Source organism: Taishania pollutisoli (genome assembly GCF_014518315.1).
Lineage (GTDB): Bacteria > Bacteroidota > Bacteroidia > Flavobacteriales_D > Crocinitomicaceae > Taishania > Taishania pollutisoli.
Window position 1 is genome coordinate 102,979 of record NZ_JACVEL010000005.1, and the last position, 20,557, is coordinate 123,535.

19 protein-coding genes are annotated in these 20,557 nt (G+C 42.2%); 11 read left to right on the forward strand and 8 right to left on the reverse strand.

What is annotated here, in order from left to right; all coding sequences use genetic code 11:
* The first annotated feature begins 33 nt into the window (after window positions 1-33).
* The gene (locus H9Y05_RS09185) at window positions 34-516 is read left to right on the forward strand and encodes an FKBP-type peptidyl-prolyl cis-trans isomerase (RefSeq protein ID WP_163491404.1); all 483 of its coding nucleotides are present in this window, start codon (window positions 34-36) and stop codon (window positions 514-516) included.
* A 291-nt stretch (window positions 517-807) separates the two neighbouring features.
* On the opposite strand, the gene H9Y05_RS09190 is transcribed toward H9Y05_RS09185, so the two are convergent.
* Complete coding sequence (locus H9Y05_RS09190) at window positions 808-1,305, reverse strand: RsmD family RNA methyltransferase (protein WP_317170296.1); 498 nt, start codon at window positions 1,303-1,305, stop codon at window positions 808-810.
* A gap of 32 nt (window positions 1,306-1,337) precedes the next feature.
* On the reverse strand, window positions 1,338-2,114 hold the full coding sequence (locus H9Y05_RS09195) for a DUF3822 family protein (protein WP_216714110.1): 777 nt from the start codon (window positions 2,112-2,114) through the stop codon (window positions 1,338-1,340).
* Between the two features lie 216 nt (window positions 2,115-2,330).
* Between H9Y05_RS09195 and H9Y05_RS09200 the strand changes: the two genes are divergently transcribed.
* From H9Y05_RS09200 to H9Y05_RS09210, 3 genes are all read left to right on the forward strand, one after another.
* Complete coding sequence (locus H9Y05_RS09200; RefSeq protein ID WP_163491410.1) at window positions 2,331-2,963, forward strand: porin family protein; 633 nt, start codon at window positions 2,331-2,333, stop codon at window positions 2,961-2,963.
* A gap of 216 nt (window positions 2,964-3,179) precedes the next feature.
* Window positions 3,180-4,331: a formimidoylglutamase gene (locus H9Y05_RS09205; RefSeq protein WP_163491412.1), complete on the forward strand. Its 1,152-nt coding sequence runs from the start codon at window positions 3,180-3,182 to the stop codon at window positions 4,329-4,331.
* A gap of 149 nt (window positions 4,332-4,480) precedes the next feature.
* Window positions 4,481-6,043, forward strand: coding sequence for a T9SS type A sorting domain-containing protein (locus H9Y05_RS09210; protein ID WP_216714111.1), 1,563 nt, complete (start codon window positions 4,481-4,483; stop codon window positions 6,041-6,043).
* Window positions 6,044-6,093: 50 nt separating this feature from the next.
* Here H9Y05_RS09210 and H9Y05_RS09215 read toward each other — a convergent pair whose 3' ends face one another.
* Entirely contained in the window at window positions 6,094-6,639 is a 546-nt protein-coding gene (locus H9Y05_RS09215) for a C40 family peptidase (protein ID WP_163491416.1), read from the reverse strand.
* Between the two features lie 71 nt (window positions 6,640-6,710).
* Here H9Y05_RS09215 and H9Y05_RS09220 point away from each other — a divergent pair, with 71 nt between their 5' ends.
* From H9Y05_RS09220 to H9Y05_RS09235, 4 genes are all read left to right on the forward strand, one after another.
* A complete protein-coding gene (locus H9Y05_RS09220) occupies window positions 6,711-7,052 on the forward strand; it encodes a MerR family transcriptional regulator (RefSeq protein ID WP_163491627.1) in 342 nt (113 codons plus the stop codon).
* A gap of 112 nt (window positions 7,053-7,164) precedes the next feature.
* Complete coding sequence (locus H9Y05_RS09225) at window positions 7,165-9,849, forward strand: TonB-dependent receptor plug domain-containing protein (protein WP_216714112.1); 2,685 nt, start codon at window positions 7,165-7,167, stop codon at window positions 9,847-9,849.
* A gap of 28 nt (window positions 9,850-9,877) precedes the next feature.
* Window positions 9,878-10,198: a 2Fe-2S iron-sulfur cluster-binding protein gene (locus H9Y05_RS09230; RefSeq protein ID WP_163491420.1), complete on the forward strand. Its 321-nt coding sequence runs from the start codon at window positions 9,878-9,880 to the stop codon at window positions 10,196-10,198.
* Between the two features lie 224 nt (window positions 10,199-10,422).
* Window positions 10,423-12,315, forward strand: a complete 1,893-nt coding sequence (locus H9Y05_RS09235; protein ID WP_163491422.1) for a T9SS type A sorting domain-containing protein — start codon at window positions 10,423-10,425, stop codon at window positions 12,313-12,315.
* A 152-nt stretch (window positions 12,316-12,467) separates the two neighbouring features.
* Here the strand turns inward: H9Y05_RS09235 and H9Y05_RS09240 are convergent, their stop codons facing one another.
* The 4 genes from H9Y05_RS09240 to H9Y05_RS09255 are packed head-to-tail and all read right to left on the reverse strand — an operon-like array spanning window position 12,468 to window position 17,117.
* Window positions 12,468-13,286, reverse strand: a complete 819-nt coding sequence (locus H9Y05_RS09240) for a hypothetical protein (RefSeq protein WP_163491424.1) — start codon at window positions 13,284-13,286, stop codon at window positions 12,468-12,470.
* Window positions 13,287-13,291: 5 nt separating this feature from the next.
* The gene (locus tag H9Y05_RS09245; protein WP_216714113.1) at window positions 13,292-15,478 is read right to left on the reverse strand and encodes a M48 family metallopeptidase; all 2,187 of its coding nucleotides are present in this window, start codon (window positions 15,476-15,478) and stop codon (window positions 13,292-13,294) included.
* An 18-nt stretch (window positions 15,479-15,496) separates the two neighbouring features.
* A complete protein-coding gene (nadE, locus tag H9Y05_RS09250) occupies window positions 15,497-16,270 on the reverse strand; it encodes an NAD(+) synthase (protein WP_216714114.1) in 774 nt (257 codons plus the stop codon).
* Between the two features lie 28 nt (window positions 16,271-16,298).
* Window positions 16,299-17,117, reverse strand: coding sequence for an outer membrane beta-barrel protein (locus H9Y05_RS09255; protein WP_163491427.1), 819 nt, complete (start codon window positions 17,115-17,117; stop codon window positions 16,299-16,301).
* Between the two features lie 81 nt (window positions 17,118-17,198).
* On the opposite strand from H9Y05_RS09255, the gene gldB reads away from it, so the two are divergent.
* The 3 genes from gldB to H9Y05_RS09270 are packed head-to-tail and all read left to right on the forward strand — an operon-like array spanning window position 17,199 to window position 19,367.
* Window positions 17,199-18,206 (forward strand): gliding motility lipoprotein GldB, encoded by a 1,008-nt coding sequence (gene gldB, locus H9Y05_RS09260; protein WP_216714115.1) that lies wholly within the window; start codon window positions 17,199-17,201, stop codon window positions 18,204-18,206.
* 10 nt (window positions 18,207-18,216) lie between these two features.
* Window positions 18,217-18,570: a gliding motility protein GldC gene (gldC, locus tag H9Y05_RS09265; protein WP_163491429.1), complete on the forward strand. Its 354-nt coding sequence runs from the start codon at window positions 18,217-18,219 to the stop codon at window positions 18,568-18,570.
* A gap of 20 nt (window positions 18,571-18,590) precedes the next feature.
* Complete coding sequence (locus H9Y05_RS09270; RefSeq protein ID WP_216714116.1) at window positions 18,591-19,367, forward strand: DUF2797 domain-containing protein; 777 nt, start codon at window positions 18,591-18,593, stop codon at window positions 19,365-19,367.
* Window positions 19,368-19,407: 40 nt separating this feature from the next.
* Here the strand turns inward: H9Y05_RS09270 and H9Y05_RS09275 are convergent, their stop codons facing one another.
* Complete coding sequence (locus H9Y05_RS09275) at window positions 19,408-20,538, reverse strand: NAD(P)/FAD-dependent oxidoreductase (RefSeq protein ID WP_216714117.1); 1,131 nt, start codon at window positions 20,536-20,538, stop codon at window positions 19,408-19,410.
* Window positions 20,539-20,557: the final 19 nt, after the last annotated feature.

Consider the following 20,557-nt stretch of genomic DNA (forward strand, 5'->3'; position numbering starts at 1 on the left):
CAACCGAAGCTCGAAATATTGTAACTTTGACACATGAAAATAACAGCAAATTCTGTGGTTTCGTTGGATTACACATTAAAAAACAACGCGGGAGAAGTACTTGACTCTTCACAGGGAAGAGCTCCTTTATTGTACTTACACGGAGTAGGTGCATTAATCCCGGGTCTTGAAAACGAAATCGATGGAATGGAAAAAGGACAATCGAAAGTGGTAGTTGTTCAGCCAGAACATGCATACGGTCACAGAAGTGATGAATTACTGCACATTGTTCCGAAAAGCGGTTTCCAGGGAGATGAGGAAATGCAGGTAGGAATGCAGGTTCAGCTGGAAACAGAACAAGGACCGGCGATTGCAAGTATTTCAAAAATTGAAGGAGAAGACGTGACATTGGATCTGAACCATCCGTTGGCAGGTGAAGTCCTGACATTTGAAATTTCCATTGCGGATGTAAGAGAAGCAACAGCCGATGAGATTTCCCACGGACACGTACACGGACCGGGAGGACATCACCACTAGAAATAAGTGATAATCGCATTTCAATAACCTTTCTCAATCCGGGAAAGGTTATTTTTTTAGGGTTCTGTTCTAAAAGTTGGACGATATTTTCACCACGGATGCTCGGATTGAAAAGGAACGAACAAAGAAAAAAATGACACCGACTTAATAGTCAATAGAAGTAATCCGTGTATCTGTGGTTATGGAACAACGGGCGGTACCGTACAAAAGTGGCTTCAATACAGTCAAGGATTTGAGCAATTTATTCAACATGATTTCATCACCCAACTTTTAGAACAGAACCTTTTTTAGTTATTCCTTCGAAAAAAGGCTGAAAATGACATTCCCATATCCCCTGCTCAATTCAAAGTGAGGCAATTCACTTAAATCGGTTCGTTTTCCATGTTCAATGATCAACAAGCCGTTTTCATTCAACAAGTCGCGCTCGTACACTAACCGCACAATGTCGGCATGAAATTTTGCTTCGTACGGAGGATCTGCAAAAATTAAATCAAACTTTTCAGTTGTTTTTTCGAGGTATTTCACAACATCCGACTGAACGATCTGAATAAATGATTCCATTTCAAAAGACTTCGTCAGGGAACGGATATGCCGGACAACATTGAAATTACTGTCAACCGCAACCGCTTTACCTGCTTCTCTCGACAACCATTCAAAGGAAATATTTCCTGTTCCGGCACACAAGTCCAATAACTTCAGATCAATAAAATCAAAGCGGTTCTCCAGCATATTGAACAACCCTTCTTTAGCAAAATCAGTCGTCGGCCGGGAAGGAAAATTCTTCGGCACCGTGATTTTTTTCGTTTTTAGTATCCCCCTTATTATACGCACAATTGCTGGTATTTTTCGATCAGATGATTGCCTGTCAACACCTGAACATTGGTTCCGTGAATCGCTTCTAAACTTCGCTTTAATTGTTCTGTATCCAGCTCTGCTCCGGCTCCGACAGCTAATTCAATTTCATTTGTCAACTGACTCTTTCCTTGTTGCTGAATGGAAAAACTATAATAATAAACAATGTCTTCCGGCGTGTTCCATTCAAAAGAGGAATAAAACTGTACATTATTTTCCTGAACAATCAACATCAGAAAATGGGTTTCATGTACCACCAATTTTGTCTTCAGTTTGAATGTCTGACCTGAAAAAACACCGCGAATCAAATGTGTTCCTTCGTGCTGGATGACAATGCGGGGAAAACGGATGACAAAAAATGATTTCACCCACATCGGAATGGAAAACACGTTCACCACTCCCTGCACGGGCAACCGGTTGTAATCAATTTCATCGTTCTGAACATGCCGGCCGAACGACAATGCAAAAATTGACTCCTTATCCGATTCATTGAACACATTCACGGGAACCAGGGAAGTCTGCTTCTCCGACCAGGATAAGCTGACATCGTCAAAATCAGTTTCCTTCCATCCGGTTTGTTCCCAGAATTCCTCCAGTTGCTGCTTGTACCGGTAATCTTGCTTATCAGTAAAACGAATGTTTTTTTCCTGAATTACAAAATCGCCGTTCAATTTAACAAAACGAACCGCAGATGTATTAATGTCTATTGCCAGGTGATTTTTTGCCATGTGTGTTTGGTATCTCATTGCATTTTAAGACTGGAACAAAGCTACGTTTTTTAATCAAATACACACATAGTTAGTCCCGAAACAGTAAAATATTTGTCGCTGAAAAGTGTCCTTTTTTAAAGCGTTAACGATTGTTAAAGTCAAAAAAGCAATTTATTTTTTTACTTACCTTTAGAAAAAGCCGGTTGAAAATCAATCTGCATAAATAGTAGAAACCTTTTACAATTAGATGTTATGATTACAAAAAATTTAGGAGTATTGGCCGTTGGACTATTCATTTCTGCAGCAGCGGTTGCTCAAGACGATTTAAGAGAAAGATTTACTTTTGGTGTTAAAGCAGGTGCAAACGTTTCCAATATTTGGGATACAAAAGCGGAAGATTTCTCCGCTGACCCGAAAGCAGGGTTCGCAGGTGGTGTTTTCGCAACCATTCCACTGGGAAGAATCGTCGCCTTACAACCTGAAGTGATGTTTTCTCAAAAAGGGTTCAGAGGATCAGGTACATTTATGACGATTCCTTATGAAATGGAACGAACTACGAATTACCTTGACATTCCCCTGCTTGTTGCCATCCGGCCCGCACCGTTCCTGAGTATTGTTGCCGGACCGCAAATCGGGTTCCAGCTCAGCCAAAAGGATAAACTCTCTGTCGGAAACCTGTCAAGTGAAGATGAACAACAGTTTGAAAACGACAACTGGAGAAAAAACATGCTGGGAATCCACCTGGGACTTGATTTCAATATCCGTCACTTTGTCATCTCTCCGAGAGCGGCTATGGACTTCCAGGACAATAAGGGGGATGGTACATCCACCGACCCGCGGTACAAGAATTTCTTGTTGCAATTGACAGTGGGATACCGTTTCTGATTGGACCATCCGACCGTTTTTGTCCGCTGAGGACATTCCTGTAATGGTCGTCAATATATATAACTGAAGCCGATTGTTTCAGTCCCGCAAGGACGACAATCGGCTTTTTTAATGACATACGGCTCATTTTCTAAACATCTCATCGTTCATACTTTCATAAAAAGGATGTAATTCACATTGTGATTCACCTTAGTTTTGAAACAAACTAATAAAATTATGGAAGATATTTCGTTTTACTTTGCCCCGGTCGCATCTGAACGCCTATCGGAAAGTGGGCTGGGACAAGAAATCGATATACATACTGAACATGGGTTCCCGGAACTGAAAAAAGGAGGAATTGCCGTATTCTATGTTCCTGAATTCAGAAAATCCAACTATTCAAATCCCGCAAGCGAAAAATTCAGGGAACAGTTGTATGAACTTCATTCATCCGGTGGTTGGGAAAAACAACTGTACGACCTGGGGGATGTGTTACCCGGAGAATCTGTCAACGATACATACTTTGCTGTCGGAAAGATTGTCGCGGAGCTGGTAAAAAACCAGATCATTCCCGTTTTAATCGGCGGGTCGCAGGACATGACAATGGCGTTGTACAAAGGTTATGAAAAATTAGAACAATTTGTCAACCTGTGCAGTATTGATTCCAAATTAGACATTGGTAATCCCGACGAAGAAATTCATGCGGAAGGGTACATCAGCCAGCTACTGGTTCAACGCCCCTGCTACTTGTTCAATCACGCCAATATAGGACTTCAGATTCCGTTTGCTAAAAAAGATGAACTGGAATTATTTGAAAAACTTTACTTCGATTATTGCCGCCTGGGCGAATTCAATGCCGATTTCAAACGCGCTGAACCACACCTGAGAAATTCAGACATCCTGAGCATTGATCTGACAAGTCTGCGGTACAGTGAACTGGTCGATAGTCAATATACAAATCCCAACGGGTTTTATGCAGAGCAAATGTGTCAGATGGCACGCTATGCCGGGGTAAGTGATAAGTTGACCAGCATCGGGATTTTTAATTATTTGCCCGAAAAATCGACTGCTGTAAACATCTCGAACCTGGTCGCACAAATCATCTGGTACTTTATCGACGGCGTCAATGCACGCGTAGGCGATTTCCCGATCGGAACCCGGAAAGAGTACATGAAATTCATTGTTCACCTGGATGATTTCACCGAACAATTGACATTTTATAAAAGTGACAAATCTGCTCGTTGGTGGATGGAGGTTCCCTACCCTGCGGAAGAAGGAAGAAAATATGAACGGCATTATTTAGTTCCGTGTAACCAGGAAGATTACGAGCGGGCCATGAAAAATGAAATTCCGGATTTGTGGTGGAAAACCTATCAGAAACTTGTATAATTCCAATCAAAGCAATCTTCTTATTGTCAGCTGGTTAACTGTGCAAGATCATGTTTTAGACATGTTTAAAACCAACAATAATTAGTTTAAAATCAGTTTTTTATCTGTCATTAGCAGTGTACCTTTACATCACACTAATAAGAAAAGCTATGAACAGATTTTTACACACGATCGCACTTCTGTTGTTAAATTTCCACTGGATACAGGCGCAGAATTATTACACCACAATGGATGTAAATAATGCTGAATACAGGGTTTCCAATTCAGGTGTTTTTTTCAATGACCCCATGTTTGCCAGAGGTGTATACTACGTACCAAAATCACTCAACACATCATTAATCTATGCTACAGCCTTCTGGTTCGGGGCAGTTGATGAAAATGGTCAAATCAAGTTAGCCGGGATGCGGTACGGAGAATCCGGGTCTGATTTCAAACCGGGCCCGTACAGCACATCCGATTACGGAAATGCATACGGCAATGCAATCTGGCAGGTAACAAGCGCCGAAATAGAAACACACATGCAATCCTGGAATACACCCGGATATGTGATTCCGTCCGGCATTTTGAATTGGCCGGGAAACGGAGACACTGATTTTGGAGTTGCCGAAAAATTGGCTCCTTTCCGGGACTTGAATCAAAATGACATCTATGAACCGCAACTGGGAGAGTATCCGCTCATCAAAGGATGCGAAGCAATTTACATGATACTTAACGATTATACCTTACACACCGAAACACAGGGAGAACCCATCCACATAGAAGTACATTACATGTTTTACCAGTACTTATCAGATAACGCGTTGAACAACACGACATTCATGGATGTAACAGTTTACAATCGGACAAATACGATGTGGCAAGATTTTAAAATCAGCTTATTTGCCGACAATGATATCGGTAATTCGACAGATGATTATGTCGGGTGTGATACAACTAAAAACGTATTTTATGCTTACAATGCCGATAATATTGATGAACCCAATTCAGGAATTCCGGGTTTTGGTACAAACCCGCCTGCTGCAGGTTTCCTGTCTTTGAATCAAAAAGCAAGTTCATTTATTGCCTACAAAGATATTAGTAGTTCAAGTTATCCTCACATATTACCATCTTTTGCCTCCGGAATGTGGATGAATATGAACGGGTACTGGAGTGACGGAAGCAACATACTCGACAATAACGGGAATCCTACTCGTTTCATGTACCACGAAAGTCCGTTGGTTAGCAACTCATACAGTGAAACTGGTATAGGAAACCCTCCGCGTGACGTACGAACATTAACCACATTCGACGCTATCCTGCTCCCGGGAGGTAAAAAAGAATTATCCTTTGCCATTTTGTACAACAGAAGCGGCAACAGCCTTCAGAATGCAGCTGATTTACTACTTGTTGCTGACAGTATTCAGCAATGGTACGATGCGGGAATAGAGGGGTGTACAATCCAACCATTGGGTGTGGAAGAACTTCAGTCGCTATCAACTTTTACAGCATTCCCCAATCCGGCTGCGGACAACGTCACCATTCGGTTTGAGCAACCTGTAACAGGAAATCTGACCATTTCTTCTGTCAACGGGAATGTGGTATCGAAATTTCCGGTCAATGCACAAGAAATAACCATTCCTACAAACAAGCTAAGTGAGGGTGTTTATTTTATTGGTCTTGAATCTGCCCGGTCGAGCTATAACAAAACCAAATTGGTAATCGTTCATAAGTAAACCAAAAACCGGAGCACCTCCGGAATCACTGAATTTCGGGGGTGTTTCTTTTAATCACGGGTATACTCCATTCGCTTTGCCTTGATAAAGCGCGGAATGTAGTATTTACTGTTCTTGAAGTTTTCAATAATGACCCCTCTGGAAGTCGATGAGTGAATCATTTTAATCTCATGTTCATTTGCCTCAACAACCATTGCGACATGTCCGACAGTCGTCGAATTGATGTTTCTTCCTTTAAAAAACAGTAAGTCTCCGGGTTGTACTTCTGACAGCTTGACTGTTTTTCCCAGTTCAGCGATGGCGTAACTGGATCGGGGCAATGAAAATCCAAAACCTCCCATTACATAATTGATAAAACCAGAGCAATCAAACCCGGAAGGAGAACTTCCCGAATACCGATAGGGTGTTCCCAGGAATGTTTTGGCAAATGAAATCATGTCGTCGATGTGTTTCCCGTTTTTCAAAACAGGTTTTTCATTCACAGTAAGTGAATCTGTTTTTTTAACCGAAATTGTATCCGTACCAGCAGGCGCAGACTGACCAAAAGACCAGGCTGAAAAAATACACGCTGCCAATAGAGAAACAATAAATTTCATTCGTTCATTTTCCTGAAGTTGCAAAATTATAACTAATTTCGGATAAATAAAAAACCGGTTTGACTCCTAAAATCGACATAAAATCCTTAAATAAACTGTATTACACGATTGGTGAGGTAGCAGAAATGTTTGACGTAAACCACTCGTTGATAAGGTTTTGGGAAAAAGAATTTACACTTATTCAACCCAAAAAAAATAAAAAAGGAAACCGTCTGTTCTCTCCAAAAGACATCGAAATTTTTAACAAGATTTATCAGTTAGTTAAAATTCAGGGGTTTACTTTGGAAGGTGCTAAAAAGGAATTGAAAAAGAAACAGGCACCTGTTGAAACAGTAACACATGATGTTGATGCTGTCATCTCCCGGTTGGAATGGATTAAATCCCAACTTTTAATGTTAAAAAAAGAACTTTGACTGCCCGCAATAAGGCACAATTCAGTACTGTTCACTCGAAAAAACCAATCTTTGAAACATTATTCTGAAATAAAGCACCTATTTTTCCGTTTGTAAGGTTATTTTTGCCCCCATGCGTAATTGGATTTTTCTGATTTTCTTATGTTTTCTAACCCATGCTTTCTCACAGGAAGTAGTGGTCAACGGACGATGCATCAATAAAAAACAGGAAGGTGTCAGCGATGTTCTGATCCGGATAAATCAGCGAAACACCCCGATTTTCAGCGATCTAAACGGGCACTTTTCATTTTCCGCACATGTAGGAGACTCCCTGGTCATTCAATATACCATTCCCGGAGATTCATTTAAGCTGGTTCAGCAATTTTATGTACAGGATCAACAGTCGACTTCCCTGCCTCCGGTTCAAACAATTCCGGAAGTGAATGTAAGAGACTTGCAGGGACACACCGTCATCCACAACATTGAAAAACCTTTTGAACTGACTCCCATCAAACTCAGGGATTGGCAGACAATTCCCCTGCAGAGTCCGGAGCATGTACTGGTGTTCACCACTGCGGCGCGTTCAAGTAATGAACTCACTTCCAACTACAATGTACGGGGAGGTAATTACGATGAAAACCTGGTCTATGTGAACGGGTTTCAAATCTATCGACCTTTTTTGACACGGGCCGGGCAACAGGAAGGAATGAGTTTCATCAACAGTGCACTGGTTGAATCTCTTAGCTTTTCCGGAGGAGGGTTTGATGCGCAATACGGCGATAAAATGAGTTCCGTACTGGATATAAAATACCGGACTCCTGAAAAATTTAAAGGATCGGTCATGGCCTCCATGCTCGGGGTAGAAGGACACCTGGAACAACAGTTGGGGAAAAAGAAACGGTTCAGCTACATGATGGGGGCACGGTATCGCTCCAATGGCTACTTCCTGAATTCCCTTCCCACAAAAGGCGCTTACAATCCTGTATTCTGGGACGCACAGTTACTGACGGAGTACATCATCAGCGATAAATGGACCTGGTCTGCAATTGCACATATTTCGGACAACAATTACTCATTCACCCCGCAAACGGCACAGACCAACTTCGGTCCGGCCAATGAAGCGTACTCCCTGATGATTTACTTCGACGGAAAAGAGCAAACCCGTTTCCGTACAATGATGGGAGGAACAAAATTTGCGTTTGCTTCTGAAGACAGTAAAACCAAATTAAATTTCTTTGCCACGGCATTTCATTCCGATGAACGCGAGTACTTTGATGTACAGGGACAATATTACATCAATCAGTTGGAAACAGATCCTTCCAAAGAAGAATACGGAGACTCCATTGCGGTACTGGGAGTGGGAACCTTCCTCGACCATGCACGCAACCGCCTGCGCGCAACTATTCTGAACATCTATCATACCGGAAGCCGCTCCCTGAAAAACGGGTTTCTGAATGCCGAACGTACAAAACACAATCAATTTGATTTGTTGTGGGGACTCAATTACCAGCAGGATGACTTTTATGACGTGCTAAGCGAGTGGAAACTTGTTGACTCAGCAGGATATAGTTTACCGCAATCGAATGACCACAAGGTCAATTTATCGGAAGTCATCAAAGGGAAATTAAACTTGCAGGCCAGCAGGCTCAGTGGTCACGTTCAGTTGAATTCGGTATGGTCACGTACAAAAATTGATCATCCGGTACAACTCTCCAAAACATACAAAGACGCAAATAAAGTCAAGCACAAAGTTACCTTCCGGGACACGATACAGGCATCTGCCACCAAATGGGCGCTTTCCGTAGGAACACGTGCTGCTTATACCAGTGTAAACAATGAGTTCTTTGTTACACCGCGTATTTCGGTGATGCACTACCCGAGAGCATACCTGGTAAAAGATTCTACCATTGAACGCCGGAATGTGAGCCTGCGTTTCTCTACGGGGTTGTATTATCAACCACCGATTTACCGGGAAATGAGGACATTCCAGGGAGCTTTAAACACCAATGTACTGTCCCAGAAATCATACCATGCCGTACTCGGATATGACATGTTCTTTTTCATGTGGGGAAGAAATAACCCGTTCAAATTTACCACGGAAGTATTCTACAAGTACATGTGGGATGTGAATCCGTACAAAGTTGAAAATGTCAGAACCCGCTACTATGCCAACAATGACGCAACTGCGTATGCTGTCGGAATTGATTTTAACCTCAACGGTGAATTTATTGAGGGAATCACTTCGTATTTCAAGCTGGGAATCATGCAGACGAGAGAAGACATCAAGTCTGATTCCTATACGGAATATTACAATGCTGCGGGCGAAAAGATTTATTTCGGATACAGTGATGACCAGGTCGTGGTTGACTCAGCTGTCATTTCTCCGGGGTACATTCCGCGTCCGACAGACCAGTTGGTCAATATCGGAGTACTGATTCAGGATCAGATGCCGAATTTTGAAGCATTGAGCGTTCAGGTGGGACTGCAATTCGGAACACCACTTCCCTTTGGCCCTCCGGGATATGATCGTTATAAAGATACCTTGCGCATGAAATCCTATTTCCGGGTTGACTTCGGTACTTCATATGACTTTCTCTACAATAAACGCATGAAAGAGAAGAACAATCAGCAGGTAAAAACAAACTTTTTCAATAAAGCATTTACCGATGCGATTCTTTCATTTGAAGTCTACAACCTGTTAGGCATAAACAACGAGATGTCCAAACAATGGGTTCAGGATGTCAATGGCGGGTATTATGCCGTACCGAATTATTTGACGCAAAGACGATTCAACCTGAAGCTGATCTTAAGATTTTAGGGTATATTTGCAGGGAATTTCAGAAACAATGACCGACGTTACAGTAATCATTATCGACAGAGAAGGACAGGAACATGCGTTACTTGCCCCCACAGACATGAACATGAACATCATGGAACTGTGTAAATCCTATGAATTACCTGTAGCAGGAGAATGCGGAGGAATGGCGATGTGCGCCACCTGCCAGTGTTACCTGGAATCAGATCATGAATTACCGGAACAATCCGATGATGAGCTGGACATGCTTGATCAGGCATTTTTTGTAAAGCCAAACAGTCGCCTGGGATGCCAGATTCACATTTCAGAAGCCATCGACGGTATCCGGCTACGGCTGGCACCGGAAGCATAGCATACAGAAAACTAAACTTCCTTAAAAATGTATTTCATTTCAAATGTGGCGGTGTGCACCATCACACCATTGCTGTATACACTTTTCACTGATTGTGATCACCAATTACCTCAAAAACAGAAATGTTAAACGAAACGATAAAAATTACCTGATTGTTAAGAACAGGTGTTTACCCTTGATCTGAAATACAGTGCTTTAAATACCTTTGTCAAAAACTATTTTAGATGAAAAATTTTACTTACTTACAGATTTCCATCGGAGTTCTGCTATTTGTGTTATTAGTTAGTTCCAATGCATATGCACAGCCTTGTTCGGTTATTCTCAGCTCCACGGATTCATTGATCTGCGCCGGAGACAGCATCACTCTCAATGCATTGGCAAACGGAGAAGGTATGCAACTTCAGGCTTCCAATACAGCAGGGAACAATCACCGTGGAAATATGTTCGACATTGTGGCAACGAATGCGGTAACCATCCTCTCATTTGATGCTTCTCCAATGGGAAACACAACCATTGAGATTTATTACAAAACCGGCACCTGGAATGGTTTTGCCAACACACCTTCAGCATGGACGTTCATCGGTTCTGCACCTGTAGCATATACAGGAGGGTTTTCACCGGTAGCAGTCGATGTGAACATCACAATACCTGCAGGAGAAACGTACGCATTCTATGTAACTTCCAGTGTACAGGGAGGAGTCGCTCTGAACTATTCAAACGGTACCAATGTGGGGAACGTATACAGCAGCGATGCTAATATTACGTTTCTTGAGGGAGGTGGCATGGAATATCCGTTTACCATGGGAACCGGTGCCGTTTATCAACCGCGTGTATGGAACGGGATGATTCATTATACATTGGCCGATCAACCCGGAACAGTAATAACATGGGGAACAGGAGAAACAACAACTTCTATTCCGGCAGCACCGTCAATGACAACGGAATATACTGTGTCAGCAAGCATTCCGGGATGTGCAACTACATTGCACGATACACTTGATGTAGTTGTTTCCATACCCGTTGTAGAAATAACCAGTACAGCGTCAACAGTATGTGCAGGTACAGAAGTATTGCTTTACGGTACAGGGGCAGAAACCTACGCATGGGATAATGGTATTACAGACAGCGTGGCATTTCTGGCAGATACAACTGTAACTTATTCTGTCATTGGTACCGACTCAGTAGGATGTACGGGAACCGATCTGTTTACCCTAACCGTCAATCAGAACCCGGATGTTTTCGCAGGACCGGATTTCAATGTCTGTGAGGGTAATTCTGCGACACTGGCAGGACAAGGTGCCACTTCTTATGTATGGAATAACAATATAACGGATAACGTTGCGTTTGAACCGGAAAATACAGCAACATACATCGTTATCGGAACAGATGATAACGGGTGTAGTAAAGAAGATACGGTCACCATAACCGTCAGCGCACTACCAATCGTTTCGGCAGGACCGGATGTGGATCTTTGTAAAGGAGAAGAATACACGCTTTCCGGAACAGGGGCAGAAACCTACGCCTGGAATCATAGTGTAACGGATGGAATGCCATTTACGCCTCAGGCAACCGGAATTTATACGGTTACAGGAACAGATACGAACGGATGTACGGCAACTGACGAAATGAAAATTACCGTTCATACAGTGATGGCATCAATTTTTTCATCAGGGCCTGTACTTAGCGCAGGAACACTTGTCGACATGACAGCTCAATGGGTGAACTGTTTCGACATGTCTCCGGTTTCCGGTGAAACAGGTGCATCATTTGAGGCACAGCACACAGGAAGTTATGCGGTCATCATCACAGACAATGTTTATGGTTGCTCAGATACTTCAAACTGCATACAAGTTGACTTCGTGGGAATCGACGAACTGCAACAAGATGCAACACTTAGTGTTTATCCTGTACCAACAAACAGCACGGTTACGATTACGTCAACTGATGCCCCGATTGAGCGTACAGAACTGATCGACCTGCTTGGAAAAGTACTTGAAACGACTGAGCCACATGCAGCGCAAACAACATTTGATCTTTCAACCTATCCGTCAAATATATTCTTTGTTCGCGTTTATCGTGGAGATCAAATGACACTGATGAGAGTAATAAAGGATTAACGACAGGTTGTAAGAATAGTTAGAATAGATAGTATGACAATGGCTCCGATTATGGGGCCATTGTTATTTATAAACCAGATCAATGATTCGTCAATCTCAAACAATGAGACAGAACACTCAGCAATGGAGTTTCCACCAACGTAATCCAACTGTTAAAACAGGATAAACGACAACCCGGCGCGGATGTCCATGATATTTGAACCACGACTGGTGCGCATAGACCTGCGGACATCTTCCTCCCAATCAATGTATTCACTATCTCCTCCCATCGTAAGGTTTTGAAGATGTGGCATGTGAAACCGCAGATTGGAAGCTACATTCACCGCCATAAATGAAGTGACCGGAAGACGTAATTTCACACCATATTCTAACACAACACCATGCAACGTGCGCTGTGTAGAGGTACTTTCCTTGTATTCCATACTCGGGATAAGGTTCCCGTTATTATCGTACAGGTTGCGTACCAGGATTCGGTAATTATCGTTTGTTAGTACAGAATTCGCATAACCGATTCCGATGCTATGACAAATTCCGATTGGTAAATTTCCACGCGATGCCCATTCAAATTTCGGGATGATATAATAGGTGCGCATGTTCATTTTTTCAATCGTAGCAGTTGAGTTATAATCGATATAATATCCCTGGTTATAATCAGGGAGATAAGACAGTTGTTTTGCATATGGCATTTTCAGTTGATTGAATGTCATACTGAAATCAATGCCAATTCCTACATTTTTTGTAAAATAATGCGATAAAGAAGCCGTAAAACCACCGGCAATAACCGGATTAGACGACTCACCTGTCAGTGTTCCCGTGTTGTACCTGTAATTGCTCAACATGCTCTGATAAATTAAGGTTGCACGAAGTGATCCATCAACAGAAACAACTGTTTTTTTTCCGAAATATCCTCCTTGAGACGACGCCGAAAAACTAAAAAGCAAACAAAAACTATAGCTGATAAATTGTTTCATTGCGCTTATTTTTTTGCGTTAAATAAGTTGTGAACTTCGCTCTTCAACACCAGGTTTCCTCCCGAAGTTTTCATTTTATTTGATTGAACATAACTTACATTTCCTTCTTCCATATCAAAAACGATAAACGCAATTTCACATAACTTATACTTTGAAACTCCTGTGAGCAACATCGCAGGAAAAAGAGGTGGAATAATCGCTCCTGTAATAACAGATGCAACTGCACCTCTCGCATTGGTATAATATTCCGTCCAGGAAAACAACACCCTGCTTGTTCCGCATTTTTGCTGGATGTGCTGAATCAATTCAAAATCTACCGGAACAAAGTGCGTCGCTTCAGGCAATGCCGCGTACTGAAGCAGGTAATTCATCATTGTATTTCGTTGATTGAAGACATCTGTCCCCCCCTGGTTGAGCGATTTGGTACTGTAATCAAACAATTTCACTCCTTCTTTTTCAGCCGTGTAATTAATGGCCTCTACTAATTTCGTTTGATAAGCATCTGTTTTTTCGAAATCATAATTTTGCCGGGTAATGTATACCGTGCTTGGCTCTACAACAATCAGACGTTCCCCGACAACAGAAGATGTCTTTGCTGTTTTGCCTCCCGCTTTCTTTTTAGCTGATCGCTCAGCGCTCAGTTTATCTGCTTCTTCCTGATAACCTTTAAACTCGTTCAAAAAAGACGGGTCGGAAATCAGGTCGGAAATTCCGAACAAATAGTACCTGGATGAATCACTGATAGCTGTTGCTGATGTACTTTTCCCTGCACCGGTACCTTTAATCCGATCGTATTTCGTCAAGGGTTCATTTGCCTGTGTACTCGTCGAATCTATTGTCCCTGAAACAAGTAAATCGTTCTCTTCTACCTTGGGCTCAAACGCTTTTTCAAACGGAATATCACTGTATTTCGTCCAGGACCAGCTTCCGGAAGCAGCGATGATCTTCATCATTGATGAACGGATCTTTTTTAATTCTTCACTATCGGGATAAACGGATAACGCGTCTGTTATCGTTCTAAGTGCATGGGAACTGACTGCGTATTTATCCAGTTTTTTAATGTATTGATACAAAACAGCACTTTCTCCTTCCAGTTTTTGTTTCGGTACCGTTACATCTGTCCAGTGTCCGTTTAATTTAGCATTCAATAGTCCTAACCAGGTATGTGCTTTCCACCTGGTTAATGCGTAATTGTCCGGAAATTCCTTTTCAAGCAGGAAAAGCTGGTACAACGCTTTGGATAATTCCAGGTCAATAATACTGGTGCGCACAGATTCAAAACGGGCATAATTCCGGATTGTTGTAAACTCATCCGTACTTCCGACAAACGCATTTCCCGTTCCGAATTGATTTTCCAGGTGCGGACGGATGGTTTCTTTTCGCTTTTCCACATTCGGGTGCGTACTGTTTGCATCATCGTAGGCTTCATCAATTTTGATCGGGAACACTTCCGTTGTGAATTCTTTTTCGGGAACAAAAAATAATGGCGTATTGTAATAATCTGACGGGAATTTTATCTCGTCAAACGGCAAATGACAAAACATCAGTACATCGAAAGAATTGTATATCTCCGTAGCAGAGTACCCTGCTTTCAGACACATATCGACGGCTTTGCTATCTGCTTCAAATTCTTTTTCTTTCGAATAATTATTAAACTGCCCGATATTTTCCCGGTTGTACTCATGCTGTAATTTCCATTCAAACGTCTGAACGACGTGTTCTTCCCGGTAGTGGACAATTTCATGTGCCAGAACATAGGCCAACTGCGTTTCATTGGCAAACTGAGAAATCAATCCTGTTGTAAAAACAATGATCCCCTGATGCGTTGAAAACGCGTTGCTGACATTGGATTTAAGGGTATAAAACCGAAGTTTTGAATACAGTTCTTTGTCGTCTTTCAATAACCGTTGCGCGATTTTATCCACATAAACAGAAATCGGATCACCGTATACACATTGTCCGGAGTGAATGATCTGATCGATCGAATAATGAATGTTTTGTTTAAATTCTTCATCCGACTTTTCCGTCAGGTTGGTATTCCGTTGGTTATCACCCGCGACTTTTTCATGGGTTAAGGCAGAGAAATCGGAAGGAATCTTCCCGGATGACTGTAGTGTAGTAAACTTATTCAGATCAATTTGCCCGGTAGTGATGAACACAGAAAAGGCAAACAAAAAGCATATTTTCTTCATCTAAAAACTCTTTGGACCCTAAAGATACGCTTTTGGAATGAAACAAACCGGAATCGGTTGCATTTTGTGCTGATTAATACGGTTTAAACGTCGATAGATAGCTAAAACTTCCTTTTCACGCTCTCTCAGACCGGATTCTTCTCCTGAAAAATCCATCGCCCACTCCAATTCGGGATAGGTAGCTCCGATCTGGTCTTCGTCACTCCTGCCATCTTCAAACAAACCATCTGTCGGTTTTGCCTCCAGGATAGCTGTAATCACTCCTGAATGGCGCGCCAACTCAAACACCTGTGTTTTATTCAAATCCGCAATCGGGGAAATATCCACTCCTCCGTCACCGTATTTTGTATAGAATCCCACACCAAAATCTTCTACTTTGTTCCCCGTTCCGACAACCAGACAGCCATTTGCCTGTGCAACAGCATACAAGGTAGTCATTCGCAAACGGGAACGGGAATTTGCCATTGCCAGGTGATTGACATTCAGATCAAACGGCATGGTACGTTCAAATGTCTCAAACGTATCTGTAAGGTTAACTTCCAAAGAAACAACGTTAGGGTAACGCTCTTTCAGTTGATCCATGTGTTGAACCGCCCTGTCATATTCGGCTTTTGTCTGACGGATCGGCATTGTCAACAGAATCGTCTGTGCTCCTGTCTGTGCGCAAAGTACAGAAACCAACGCGGAATCAATGCCTCCTGAAATTCCTACGACAAAACCGGACAACCTTGTCGACTGCAGGTAATCTGTCAACCATTCCCGAATGTGCCTGGAAACCTCTTCTGCCTTCAAAATATATGAAAAAAGTGTGGAAGTGTTCTTAGAACAAGATTGATATTTTCAATTGTAACTGTCCCTGTGTCGCTTTGTTGGAAACAGGTCGCTGTACCATCGCTCCGTTGTTATCCGCTTCGTATGTAAACATGTACGCGTTGTTTCTGTTATAATACAACGGGGTAATTCCATAATAATACCCGATTTCAGCCATCAGGCATGTACTTCCGGTAAAGTTCCATTCAGCACCTCCGGCTACACCAACCGATCCTTTGTAGAAGAGTACTTCGTTAGAAGCTTTCATGTTTTTTTGCTCCACAGTAGCTCCGAAATTCGCAGGTAAACTTCCCAAATCGGTAAATGCGAAAGAATTTCCGGTATCATTTGATTTTTGTCCTAACAAAAAGCTGTGACGCATCCCGAACTTACCGAAATAACGCACATAACCGATAAACTTTGTTCGGAACAATAACATCGTAGGAACTGTAAGATATGTTGATTTTTGCTTGCGTTCCTGTAAGAGGAATATACCATTTGCCTCTGCCGCATCTTCAATTCCGATGATTTTTGTATCGTTGAAATAATAGAACAAAGGATTGGGACCAGTTTTAAATTTCGTTGTAGAAAACTCAAATTCAATTCCGGTCGTCAAACCGATCGTTTCATTGAACATGATGTTCATATTTCCACCAATCAGCAGGTCATTTCCAACACCGTTTTTTTCGATGTTCTTTGTTCCCATGTTCTGGAAATTCAATCCAACTCCCGCTACTAATCCTCCCTGGAATTTTTTATCTGCAGCATCCTGCCCCATGGATAAGTATGTAACTGCAAGAACACTAACTGAAAGTAAAACCTTTTTCATCTTAATATTTTAGTTGTTCAACAAAAGTGGTCGATTATTCAACCCAAATTAACTAATTTTGATGCGAAATTAAACAAAATAATGACACTCAAAAAGTTTTTCTGTTTCATCCTGTTGTTTTTAGCCCTCGCAGCTTGTAAACACGATCCGTTGGATATTGATATCAGCACTACAAACGTTCAGATCGGTTTTACCAACCTGGATTCCCTGTTGTACAACACCCCTGCGGAACAATTACCGGAACTCAGAAAAGAGCTTTCCTCCTCCATTTCCGATATCTTTGACTATCAGATCGGTTATTGTATGCGGATCGGACGTGTTCACGACACAGCGTTTGTCAATAGTATTCTACAGTACCGCGCAGACACGAACATCATCCGGCTGGAAAAAGAAATCGCCGGTCAATTCCGCGATCTTAGCTCCTATAAAAAGAAGTTAATCCTCGCTTTCCGACATTTGAAGACACACCTGCCGGATGCAAAAATCCCGCAGCAGATTGTGTTTCAAAACTCGCTATTCAACAGTAGCGCGTTTTGTACGGAACATGAAATAGGAATCGGGCTGGATCAATACCTTGGCGCAGAATCACCAACCATCAAACAATTGCCTTCCGAACCTTTCTACGACTGGATGAAAAAAGGATTTGACCGCAGCTACATGGAAAGGGATGCCGTACTTTCATGGACGCTCACGCATATTCTTCCCGAAGTAAAGGGAAACCTGGCTGAAGAAATTATTTATCACGGGAAGGCTTTGTATCTTACAGAAGCAGCTATGCCTTCCGCAGCAAAACACATCATTACACGGTATTCCGAAAAGGACTTGAAATGGGCCAATGACAATGAGTATAGCTTCTGGAAATACCTTGTCGATGAGAACATGTTGTTCAAAACGGATGAAAGAAACGCGCGCAATATGTTACAGGAAGGACCTTTTACTTCCGGTCTTCCGGAGAAAGGGCCGGACAGACTGGGACAATTCCTGGGATGGAAAATCGTGAAGAATTACATGGAAACAAGCAAAATAACTGTTGAAGAATTAATCAATACACCTTACAACGAAATTTTACAGGCATACGAACCGGAATAATAGTAAGAATATGGAAGCAGAAGATAAAATTGTAAAAACATCTGAAATTAAATTATCCGTTGGATTAAACGAAAACAACCTGCCATTGGGAATCCAATGGAGCGCATCAGACGGTGGAGTAGACAATGCGCAGGCACGTGCGCTGATGCTTTCACTTTGGGATCCGAACGCCAGCAATACGATGAAGATTGACCTGTGGACAAAAGACATGTCCGTTGAGGAAATGAAACAATTTTTTCACCAGACGTTGCTAACAATGGCGGATACCTTTGAAAAAGCGACAGGAGAAAAAAACATCTGTGAAGACCTCCGCGACTATTGTTACCACTTTGCAGATAAAATGAATATTTTACCTGAACAATAGTGAAAGGAATACTGCATAAAATGAAAACTGTATTCAATGATCCCATTGAGTACAGTTTATTATTGGATGGTGAAAACCTGTCAGTCAATTCACTGATCGGGAAACAGATTCAACTCCAGCACACAGGAGCAATCTTCTGCTCATCCTGTGGTACTAAAATAAAAAAAACGTTCCAGGACGGTCTATGCTTCAAGTGCTTTCAATCAGCGCCAGAAGCTTCGGAGTGCATTTTACGTCCGGAATTGTGTCGTGCCCACTTAGGAGAAGGAAGGGATATTGAGTGGGAACAAGCTAATCACAATCAACCACACGTCGTGTACCTCGCGGCATCAGATACGGTGAAAGTCGGAGTAACCCGTGCAACGCAAGTACCGTTCCGATGGATGGATCAGGGAGCTGCATCAGCCATACGGCTGGCAGAAACTCCGAATCGTTATGAAGCAGGAAAACTGGAGGTTGCTCTGAAAAGTTTTTTCACAGACAAAACCAACTGGCAGCGAATGCTGAAAAATGAAATTGACGAAAGCATTGATCTGGAAGAAGAAAAATGGTCACTGCACGATCAATTACCATCTGATCTGACTGAATTTTTCTCAGAAAACGATGAAATTATTCAGTTACACTACCCGGTTGAACAATATCCTGAAAAAATAAAAAGCCTCTCGCTGGATAAAACACCATTGATTGAAGGAAAACTGAGTGGAATCAAAGGACAATACCTGTTATTTGAAGACGGATCGGTGATCAATATCCGAAAACATACGGGATACGAAGTTGTTATTTTAGTGGTGAATTGAAAGTTGGCATCATTCTCCACTTTCAACTTTCCACTCGCAACTAAATCAATTCAGCAAGTTTTTTACCGACATTCGTTCCCAACGCCACACCGATTCCCCCGAGTCTGGCTCCGACAGCAACATTATCGTTTACCCGTTTGATAATCGGATATTTCGATGCCCCCATCCCCATGATTCCACTCCATTGGTAATCGATCGTATACGACGCTCCGGGAGCAATCATTTCATGAAGCAACTGCTGCAAACGATCCTGAATCAGCGAAGTTGTAGTCATTTCGTAGGTTGTCTCACCTTCAATATCCAGGTTTCTTGCTCCTCCCAACAGAATGCGATTCTCAAAATTTCTGAAATAATAATACCCGAAATCGTAGTGAAATGTTCCTTTCAGGGAAAGATCGGGAATGGGAGACGTCACTAACACCTGAGCACGCGCAGGAATAACATCCTCATCTTTTAGCAATTGTTGTGTGAACCCGTTGACAGTAACTGCTATTTTTGACGCAGAAACAGCACCGATGGAAGTTTCAGCAATTCCCTGCTGTTCATCAATGGAGTGAACGGTAATTCCATACAGAATATGAATCCCGGCACCTACAATCAATTGATGGTATCGTTTCATCATTTTCCCTGTATCAATTTGCCCTTCCAACGCAATATTGAAACACGTCTCTATTCCTGACAACCCGAATCGACCGGCGGCTGTTTGATCCTCTGAAAACAGCACCTTGTTCCCCGTCATTCTGAAAAACTCCTGGTTCATTGCTGACAAGCCGTCACGCACTTCTTCCGATAATCCGGTTTGATCGGGAGTAATGAGGTCCCATCCTCCGTTTTGCTGAAAATCCATTGCTTTGTCACCAATCAACTCGCGCAAGTACACCAATCCTTCATACCTTGCCTGTATGGTATCCCAAACAAGTGATGCATCTTGTTTTTTCAGATCATCCAATAATTCTACAGGTCCGCCGAAGCTTGCAAACCCTGCATTTTTTGTACTTGCACCACACGGAAGAACTCCCCTCTCCAACACTAAAATCCGGGCAGACGGATATTTTTTACGCAGATGAAACGCTGTAGAACATCCGACGATACCGGCTCCGATAATCAGGAAATCGATTTGCTCAAAAAATTCTTTCCGTTCCCAAAAACTTAATTGTTCAATGTTTAGCATGATTTTTGAACTCTTTTCT